Source organism: Microbacterium sp. zg.Y909 (genome assembly GCF_024626565.1).
The window spans coordinates 1-8,675 of record NZ_JANJFJ010000186.1; the positions used below are offsets into that span (position 1 = coordinate 1).

9 protein-coding genes are annotated in these 8,675 nt (G+C 69.5%); 2 read left to right on the forward strand and 7 right to left on the reverse strand.

All coding sequences use genetic code 11. The annotated features are described in order from the left end of the window. Nucleotides 1-237: 237 nt before the first annotated feature. Nucleotides 238-1,590 (reverse strand): HNH endonuclease, encoded by a 1,353-nt coding sequence (locus NQ160_RS13650; RefSeq protein ID WP_257515764.1) that lies wholly within the window; start codon nucleotides 1,588-1,590, stop codon nucleotides 238-240. 342 nt (nucleotides 1,591-1,932) lie between these two features. Between NQ160_RS13650 and NQ160_RS13655 the strand changes: the two genes are divergently transcribed. Then, nucleotides 1,933-2,061 carry a hypothetical protein gene (locus NQ160_RS13655; protein ID WP_257515765.1) on the forward strand — a complete coding sequence of 43 codons (129 nt, stop codon included), beginning with the start codon at nucleotides 1,933-1,935 and terminating at the stop codon, nucleotides 2,059-2,061. Nucleotides 2,062-2,089: 28 nt separating this feature from the next. Here NQ160_RS13655 and NQ160_RS13660 read toward each other — a convergent pair whose 3' ends face one another. The 6 genes from NQ160_RS13660 to NQ160_RS13685 form a co-directional block, all read right to left on the reverse strand. Continuing rightward, nucleotides 2,090-2,479: an HNH endonuclease gene (locus tag NQ160_RS13660; protein WP_257515766.1), complete on the reverse strand. Its 390-nt coding sequence runs from the start codon at nucleotides 2,477-2,479 to the stop codon at nucleotides 2,090-2,092. 565 nt (nucleotides 2,480-3,044) lie between these two features. Next, nucleotides 3,045-3,197 (reverse strand): hypothetical protein, encoded by a 153-nt coding sequence (locus NQ160_RS13665; RefSeq protein ID WP_257515767.1) that lies wholly within the window; start codon nucleotides 3,195-3,197, stop codon nucleotides 3,045-3,047. Nucleotides 3,198-3,303: 106 nt separating this feature from the next. Beyond that, the gene (locus NQ160_RS13670) at nucleotides 3,304-4,236 is read right to left on the reverse strand and encodes a lytic transglycosylase domain-containing protein (protein ID WP_257515768.1); all 933 of its coding nucleotides are present in this window, start codon (nucleotides 4,234-4,236) and stop codon (nucleotides 3,304-3,306) included. A 267-nt stretch (nucleotides 4,237-4,503) separates the two neighbouring features. Further along, nucleotides 4,504-5,550: a lactonase family protein gene (locus tag NQ160_RS13675; protein WP_257515769.1), complete on the reverse strand. Its 1,047-nt coding sequence runs from the start codon at nucleotides 5,548-5,550 to the stop codon at nucleotides 4,504-4,506. A 94-nt stretch (nucleotides 5,551-5,644) separates the two neighbouring features. Next, nucleotides 5,645-6,526, reverse strand: coding sequence for a MurR/RpiR family transcriptional regulator (locus tag NQ160_RS13680; protein WP_257515770.1), 882 nt, complete (start codon nucleotides 6,524-6,526; stop codon nucleotides 5,645-5,647). Further along, complete coding sequence (locus NQ160_RS13685) at nucleotides 6,523-7,599, reverse strand: serine hydrolase domain-containing protein (RefSeq protein WP_257515771.1); 1,077 nt, start codon at nucleotides 7,597-7,599, stop codon at nucleotides 6,523-6,525. The genes NQ160_RS13680 and NQ160_RS13685 overlap by 4 nt, the downstream gene beginning before the upstream one ends. A gap of 93 nt (nucleotides 7,600-7,692) precedes the next feature. On the opposite strand from NQ160_RS13685, the gene NQ160_RS13690 reads away from it, so the two are divergent. Next, nucleotides 7,693-8,634, forward strand: a complete 942-nt coding sequence (locus tag NQ160_RS13690) for an N-acetylmuramic acid 6-phosphate etherase (RefSeq protein ID WP_257515772.1) — start codon at nucleotides 7,693-7,695, stop codon at nucleotides 8,632-8,634. Nucleotides 8,635-8,675 lie beyond the last annotated feature (41 nt).

The following is an 8,675-nucleotide window of genomic DNA, read 5'->3' on the forward strand; positions in this document are numbered from 1 at the left end:
CGGAACCAGTACTCGGCGTCATCGGTGAAGATGGCGCGGACATCGTCGGGGTTCTCGGTCTGCCAGGCGGTGATGTATCCGTCCAGCCATTCGCGTGTTCTGCTCATGCGGATGGTCTACTCCGGGGCGCGGACACCGTGCGGCGGGGTTGACAGTCGGTCGGGGCGGTGCGCCTGAGAACGGGGTGATCCACCGCGGAGCTCACGGGGGAGGGGGGACAGCAGAGGGGCTGCGCCCTCAGAAGGGTGCGGGATCGAACTCGTCGGGTTCGGTCGCGAACGCGACTTCGCTCACCGGGCGGTCGATGTAGACCCGGCCCGTGGGCGAGGTCCATTTCAGCACCCCGCCACCGAGCTGTTCCACACGCCAGGTCGAGTGGTGTTTTCCGGTGTGATGTCGCTCGCAGAAGTGAGCGAGGTTGCAGACGGCGGTCGGCCCGCCCCGCGCGTGGTCGATCGTGTGATCGATGTCGCACAGCCGAGCCGACACTCGGCAGGCGATGAATCGGCAGTGCTGATCGCGGGTGCGCAGGTAGCGGCGCATCTCTTCGGAGGGGCGGTAGCGGTCAACGGCGAGGACCGCCCCCGAGATCGGGTGGGTGAGGATGCGGTCCCACCCGGGTGCGCCGGCCGCGAGGGTGCGTGCCGTCGCGGCGTCGATGGGGCCGTGCCCGACGAGGGTGGTGGATTCGAAGGGATCGGCCACGTGGTCGCCGATGAGCGTGAGGACCGGCACCGTGACCTGCACGTTCGCGCGGATCGAAGCCAGCCCGCCGGGGATCGCGGCCGACGACGGCGCGCCGGTGAGTAGCAGGTCGCTCAGCGCGTCGGCGCGCAGTTCGTTCAGCGTGCGGGTGTCTGGGGTGGCATCCGCCTGCACCGCATCGGCCGGAATGAGAGCGTCGTCATCGCCGCCCGCATCGCGCGTGGTCTGGGCGATGCGCGCGATCTGCGAGATGCGGTCGTACGCGCCGTGAGCGAGTGCAGCGGGCAAGACCGCGACGAGTTCGGCCATGCCGTCGTCGAGGTCGGTGATGGAGACGCTGCGCCGCAACCGCGCCTGCTGGTGGCGCTCCTCGACGGTGGTGTCGGAGAACCACTGGGCGCGGAGCCGCGCGATCGGCGCCACCCGCGTCGCCGCTTCGGATTCGGCGTAGGGCAGGATGGCGGCTTCGTATTCGGCGCGCAGTTCAGGACGCGTGATGATCGCACCGTTGCTGACGATGACGCGCACGTGGGCGCTGGAGATGCGGCCCGCTTCGAGTGAGGCGAGGGTGGCCGGATAGTCGTTGACGAGGGTGGCCGCGTCGCCCATCTGCCGCTGCACGGTGCGGTCGCTGACCCGCCAGGCGGCGGCGATCTCGGATGCCGCGATGCGGTGCGGCATCTCGGCTTCGGAGCGGTGCTGCAGTCCGGCATCCGTCACCCAGTCGTCGACGATGGCGTCGGTCGCCGCGAGCAGCCGAGACTCGTGAGCCTGCAGGCGCGCCATCTGCTCGCGCACCCCGATCAGGTCGGGAAGCACGTCGCCGAGCCGATCGACAGCGCGCGCAGCGGCTTCGTCGGCGGGGAGGTAGCTGGTCTTCGGCATGCATCCATTGTCGCGCGAACCTCGGACATTTGTTCGATCCAAACCTCCTTGTGTGGATAGTTCGTGGGTGCAGAAAGTGGGGGCGAGTAGGTTCGAGGTGTGGCCAAAACCCGTGGCGCGATGGAGCGCAGGATCGACCGCGCCCCCATTCCCTCGGGACTCGTTTTCGCGGCGACACTGCTTGCGGCGGCGACGATCGCGGTCATCTGGATTGCAGCGGTCCCGTGGGGGCCCATCGTCTGTCCTGCGATATAGCCCGCCCCACGCAACTGTTTCGCCTCGGACCGTGCGGGTACCGGAGTCGTCGCCACAATCGTCGTGCTCGTCGTCTATGCTGCGACGATGCTGCTTGCGCTCGTGGGGATGCGTCGCAGGCGCCACCTGGTCGTCGTGGGCGTTGTCCTGCTCGCGGTCGCACCCGTGGTCTCCTACCTGTCGGTCGCCTGGATCCCCGGGTTCCCAGTCGGTTAGGGCTGTCGGTGGACGGGTGAGAAGCCGCTCAGCGCTTCTGGAACGCCTCGTATCGACTGGCAAGGAGATCACGCGACGGTTGGAGCATGCGGCTCTTGGGTAGTCGGATGGGGCGGCCATGCATCTCCTGCAGCCCATGACGGAGCATTGGACCGTCGACTTCATCCAGTAGCCGCGCGTTGACGCGCACCTCGAAGTCGGGTCTGATTCCCATCAGCGCGCGGTCGTACGCGGCATGGTGGATCTTGCACATGGCGAGCCCGTTCGTCACGTGCGGGACACCTCGTTCAGACGCATCCGGGGCGATATGCGCAGCGTCGAGCAGTTCCGAATGGCGCAGATCGCAGACCGTGCAAGCGCCCTTGTATGCGTTGAGTACGCGCGCTCGGAAAACCGGTTGATGCAGGCGCGTCTTCACGATCGACTCCGCGTATCTGCGTTGGTCCTCGGAGTAGGAAAGCGGGTCCCCGAGGAGCGCTAAACCCGGATCCAATGGGAACCGGATGACTCGCTGCATCGGATCGTTCTCTGTGACCACGACAGGAAGTAGGGAACGTAGTAGCCCGCCCGAACCGCTCGTAGGTAGACGATGGGATCCCGGCGCTCGAAGGCGCGAATGAGCTTTACGTTGTCGCCGCCATCGCCCGTTCTGTACGAATAGGTGACCCAGCCGTCATCATTCTCGTAGTCCTGATATTGATTGGACTTCCACCCCGACATGATCGAGAGCGTCGCCGTGAAGTCCGCGGGGTTCCTGATCCCTCTCCCCTGGTCGAGTAGCGGGATGCGCCGCCCCCTGTAGGTGTAGGAGTGAGTACGTCGCGGGAGACCTCGTAGCCGCCACGGCTGACGAATTGCTCCTCGAGCCAACGGAAAACGTCTTCGCGTATTGCTCTTTGCTCCGCCTCGCTGCGCATGTGTAGATACTGCCGCATTCGTTGCGGTGCGGCTCGTGGACCTGGAGCAATGGCGAAGAATGCGGGTTACGAGCGGCGATCTTCCGTCCATTCGGTGTGACGCTTCAAGGCGGCCGTCACTGCGAGGCGGATTACCCAGTACGCCACCACGAGGCTGATGATGAGGATGAGTAATGCGAGAGTGATCTGAATGACCAGTAAACCGACGGCAATGTCCACATCGCGAGCGTAGCCGAGCTAAATCCTCGTGCGGATACGCCGCACGATGGGCACTTCCACGAACCCGTCACTCGGTCCAGCGGTGGCGGGGTTCCCGCCGGCTCGCTCAGTACCAGCCGACCGACTGCGAGTGACCCCACGCGCCGCACGGCGACCCGTAGCGACCGGAGATGTAGCCGAAGCCCCAGGCGATCTGCGTGGCGGGGTTGGTCTGCCAGTCGGCGCCGGCGCTGGCCATCTTGCTGCCGGGGAGGGCCTGGGGAATGCCGAAGGCGCCGCTCGAGCGGTTGTACGCCTGGTAGTTCCAGCCCGACTCCTTGTTCCACAGCGAGACGAGGCATCCGAACTGGTCCTCGCCCCAGCCGTAGCCGGCGAGCATTCCGCGCGCCGTCGCCTGCGCGTCAGCGGGGCTCGTGCCGCCCACGGCGCCGCCGGTCGCATAGTTCGGGGTGGGGGCGGCGGCGGCAGCGGTCGAACCCGACGAAGTCGGCCGGGCCGACTGTGCTTCCGCGGCGGCGGCGGCTTCCGCGGCGGCTGCAGCGGCGGCGGCTTCGGCCTCGAGGCGGGCCTTCTCTGCGGCAACGCGCTCGGCCTCGGCGGCGACGGCCGCGTCGAGCCGACCGCGCAGGCCGGCGGCGAGCTCGGTGACCTCGGCGGCCTCGGCGTGCACGTCGTCGATGGCATCCTCGAGATCGGCGAACTCGAGCGCCTGTGCGCGCTGCAGCTCTTCGACCTCGGACCGCAGCGGCGCGGTGTCGACGGAGGTGACGGGCGAGCCGATGTCGAGACCGGATGCGACGATGTCCGCGGCCACGGTCTGCGAGTGCGTCATGGCGACCTGTGCCACCGCGATGGCCTCATCGGCGGCCGAGACGACGTCGCTGGGCGTCGACGCCTCGGGGGCGTCGGGGTGCAGCGGCGTGATCGACGATGCGAGGACGAAGGTCGGCGCGGTGGCACTCAGAGCCTGGGCGGTGGATGCGGGCGTTCCGGTGGAACACGCGGCGGCTGCGAGGCCGACCACAAGCGTCGCCGCCACCAGAACTGGGCGACGTCGCGAGCGGCGTTCGGTCTGGCGATTGGTGCGGCGGGAGTGCTGGGCAGTCGGGTCTGAAAGCAAGAGAAAACCGGTTCCGTATGTCGAGGGCGCGCCGGTTGTGGCGCATCGCAATCCGTTCGGGCGGATAAGTGCCCGAGTTTGGTTGCCCTTTCTGGACGGTTCCGGTGCGTTACCTGACCGTTACCTGGGAGTGGAGCCGCGAAAATCGGTGGTCAGACCGCGCTTTCCCCGGTCGCTCACAGCGATCTAGGCGAACCGCACCCAGTTCGCGCCAACGCCGGTTTCTGCGCGCTGTCGCAGGTTGAGATCGTCGCCGTCGATCGTGTACAGCGACACGGTCGTCGAGCGCTCGCCCGCCGCCACGAGGTAGGCGCCGTCGGGGCTGACGTCGAATCCGCGCGGCTGCGGCTCGGTCACGGTGAACCGCTCGGGCGCCCACACCGACCCGTCGGCGGCGACGGAAACTGCGCCCAGCGTGCTCTCGGTGCGCTCCGAGCACCACAGCCGCCGCCCGCCGTCGGAGAAGTGCAGATCGGCGCCCCAGATGTAGTGGTTCGCCATCGGGTCGGCCCCGAACTCGCTGTGGCCGAGGCCCTGGGTGGTGTCGTACGCCGTCGTGGCATCCTGGAGCGTCAGCTCGCCCGTCTCGGTGTCGCGCGCGTAGTGCAGCACCTCGCCGGAGAACTCGGTGAGGACGTACACGGCATCCTGCGCGTCGTTGAGCACCAGGTGACGCGGCCCGCTGCCGGCGGGAGCGGACACCGTCTCGGGGTCGAGCGGCACGAGGGCCAGGTCGTCGGCCAGCGCGTACTGCGCCACGAGATCGGCGCCCAGCGACACGAAGTACGCGAACCGGCCGTCGGCGCTGGGGAGCACCGAGTGCAGGTTCGGGAACTCGATGCGCGACACCGGGTCACCCACCACACCGTCGGCGATCGCGCAGGTGATGCCGAGCCCGCCGTTGTATGAGGCGGCGAGCAGGCCCGTGCCGCCGCGGGTGAGCGCGATGTAGTTCATGCTTCCCGGCACGTCGCGCCGCGAGCGCGCCGTCAGCTGCCCGGTCTCGCGGTCGAGCGAGAGAGTCAGGATGCCGGCGGAATCGCCCTCGGCGTCGCCCTTGACCGCCGCGTAGACGAGGTCGCGCTCGGTGTCGACGGCGAAGGTGGAGCATCCCTTCAGGCCGCCGGTGACGGCGAGGCGCTCGAGCTCGCCGTCGGCGAGGCGGAACGTGCTGAGGGAGCCGTCTCCGGCGTTGGCGACGAGGACGAGGCGCGTGTCGGTCGAGTCGGTCATGAGTCGATCGTAGGAGGCCGGGTGGATTGCGGTGGAGAGGTTGTGCGGGGTTGCGCGGGCGTTTCGTCTCGCTTCGCTCGCTCAACGACCGGGGTCAGCGACCGGGGGTGCCGCCGTCGAGGCGGTGCCCCTGCACGGCGTCGTAGGTTCGGCGCAGCAGCTCGCCGGCGCGGTCCATCTCGCCCTGCAGCAGGCGCACCACCACGAAGTCGACGATCGCCATCTGCGCGAGCCGGCTCGACATCGCCCCGGTGCGGTACCGCGACTCGCGCGCGCTCGTCACCAGCAGATGATCGGCGACCTCGGCGAGGGGGGAGTCCGGGTAGTTCGTGATCGCGACCGTCGTCGCGCCTCGCTCGCGGGCGAGAGCGAGCACCTGGTTCGCCTCGAGCGTCTGCCCCGAGTGGGAGATGGCCACGGCCACCGCGCCCGGCCCGGTGAGGGCGAACGATGTCAGCGCGAGGTGCGCGTCGGACCAGCAGAAGGTGGGCACCCCGATGCGGTGCAGCTTCAGCTGCAGATCCTGCGCGGTCAGACCGCTCGACCCCGCCCCGAATGCGTCGATGCGGTGCGCGCCCCTGATCGCGGCGACGACGGCATCCAGCGCGTCGAGGTCGAGGCTGCGCGCGGTCTCCTCGATCGCGCGCGCCTCTTCGTAGGCCACTTTGGTCACGACGTCGAGCGCCGAATCCGTCGCCTCGATGTCGGCGTCGTCGACGCGGAAGAGCTCCCGTGCGGCCTGCTCCCGGCTGTTCGCCGAGGCGATCGCGATGCGGAACTCCTTGTAGCCGCCGAACCCCACGGCACGGCAGAACCGCGCGACGGATGCCGGTGAGGTGCCGGCCAGCTCGGCCAGGCGGGTGATGGAGGATTCGACCACCACCGACGGCCGGTCGAGCACCACGTCGGCGATGCGCCGCTCGGCATTGGACAGCGCCGGCATGTGCTGGCGCAGCGAGACGAACACGTCGGTCATCGGTGAGCTCCCCAGACGATCGCAGCGGCGGCGGCATCGGCGACCCGGCGACGCATCACCTGGATCGGTTCGGCCGAGGCGCGCTGCGGATGCACTCGGTTGGTCAAGAACACCACCGACCGTCGGCCGCCGGCCTCGGTCGCCACCGCCGTGCCGGTGAACCCGGTGTGGCCGACGGCCGGGGCGGTCATTCCACTCGCCCACGCCTCGTCGACGCGGCCGCCGAGCGCCTGGCCGTACCCGTCGTCGGCCACGGTGACGGGCGTCGTCATCGCGCGTACGACGGATGCCGCCAGCGGGCTCCCGCCGGGCGGCAGCCGCAGCGCCTCGGCCAGCCGAAGCAGGTCCCGTGCGGTGCCGAAGAGTCCGGCGTTGCCCACCACCCCGCCCAGCGCCCAGGCGGTCTCGTCGTGCACCTCGCCCTGCACCACGCCGCGGGGCGGCTCGCTCTGGAACTCGGTGGCCACGATGCGCGCCCGCAGCGCAGCGGGAGGGCGAAAGCCCGTCTCGCTCATCCCCAGGGGACCCAGAACGCAGCGCTCGGCCAGCACATCCAGCGGTGCCCCACCCAGCGCCTCTGCCACCAGCCCCGCCCATATGTAGCCGACGCACGAGTACCGGTGCACCGAGCCCGGGGCGACGACCGGTCGCGCGCCGGCGCGGAACCGCACCGCGCCCGCATCGGGGGAGCGGTCGGCCCATCCGGCAGGGAAGCCGGCGGTGTGGCTGAGCAGATGCGCGACCGTGATGCCGTCCGTAGCGGGGTCGGTGAACTCGGGCAGCACCTCGGCCACCGGCAGGGACGCATCGGCTCGGCGTTCGTCGAGCAGGGTCAGCAGGGTCGCCGCCGTGACCAGCTTGGTGATCGATGCGAGGTCGAAGCGCGTCGCGGCATCCGTCGCCGGCCATTCCTCGCCGGCCAACACTCCTGGCCCATCCCAGGTGCGCGCCTGGCCGACGGCGTGCTCCGCGACTACTTCGCCGTCGACGGCGATGGCGACGGCCGCTGCGCCGTAGACGCCGTCCCTCAAGCCCGCGGTGAGGAGGCCGCCGATTTCGTCGATGTTTCGCACATGAAAAAAATAACCGAAGACACTTGATTTAGCGACAGTTTTGTTCATACTGGATCTTCGACCCCCCGATGACGTGAAGGACGAGTCCGGCCGATGCCTGCGCACCCCCACCCGCTGTCTCCGACCGAGCTGCGCCTCGAGGCCTCCGCTGACCTCGACGCGCTGGCCGGAATCGACGTGCTGCGGCTGCTGAACGCGCAGGATCGGGTCGCGGTCGACGCCGTCGAGGCGATCCTGCCGCAGCTGGCCGAAGTCGTCGACATCGCCGCCGAGCGCTTCCGCCGGGGCGGCACCGTGCACTACTTCGGCGCAGGCACCTCTGGGCGCCTCGGCGTGCTGGACGCAGCCGAACTGCTCCCCACCTTCAACCTCGAGCCCGGCCGCGTCATCGGCCACATCGCAGGGGGACACGCGGCGCTCGTGAAGGCGGTGGAGGATGCCGAGGACTCCGAGGCCGACGGCGCCGCGGACGCGTCGGGCGTCGGCCGTGACGACGTCGTGATCGGACTGGCTGCCAGCGGCAACACCCCGTACGTGGGCGGTGCGCTCGCTGCCGCGCGCACCGCCGGCGCCTACACCGTGCTCGTCTCCAGCAACCCGAATGCCGCCCTGGCGCCGCTCGCCGACGCGAACATCGTCGTCGACACCGGTCCCGAGGTGCTCACCGGCTCCACGCGGCTGAAGGCCGCCACGGCTGAGAAGCTCGTGCTCAACGGCTTCTCCACCGCGCTCATGGTCGCCGTCGGGCGCACGTGGTCGAACCTCATGGTCTCGGTCGTCGCGACCAACGCGAAGCTGCGACTGCGCACCGTGCGCATTCTGCAGCAGGCAGCCGGTCTCGACGAGCAGGCCGCGCGCGACGTGCTCGCCGCCGCCGACGGCGAGCTGAAGACCGCGATCGTCGCCGCGCTCGCCGACGTGGCCCCCACCGATGCCCGTGCACTGCTCGCCGGCAACGACGGGTCCGTGCGCGCCGCGCTCGCCGCGGCATCCGCCGACGCAGCCCCGCGCACCACCGAGTCGTACCCGACCTGATCACCCACACCGAAGGAGAACCCCATGAGGACACGCTTCCT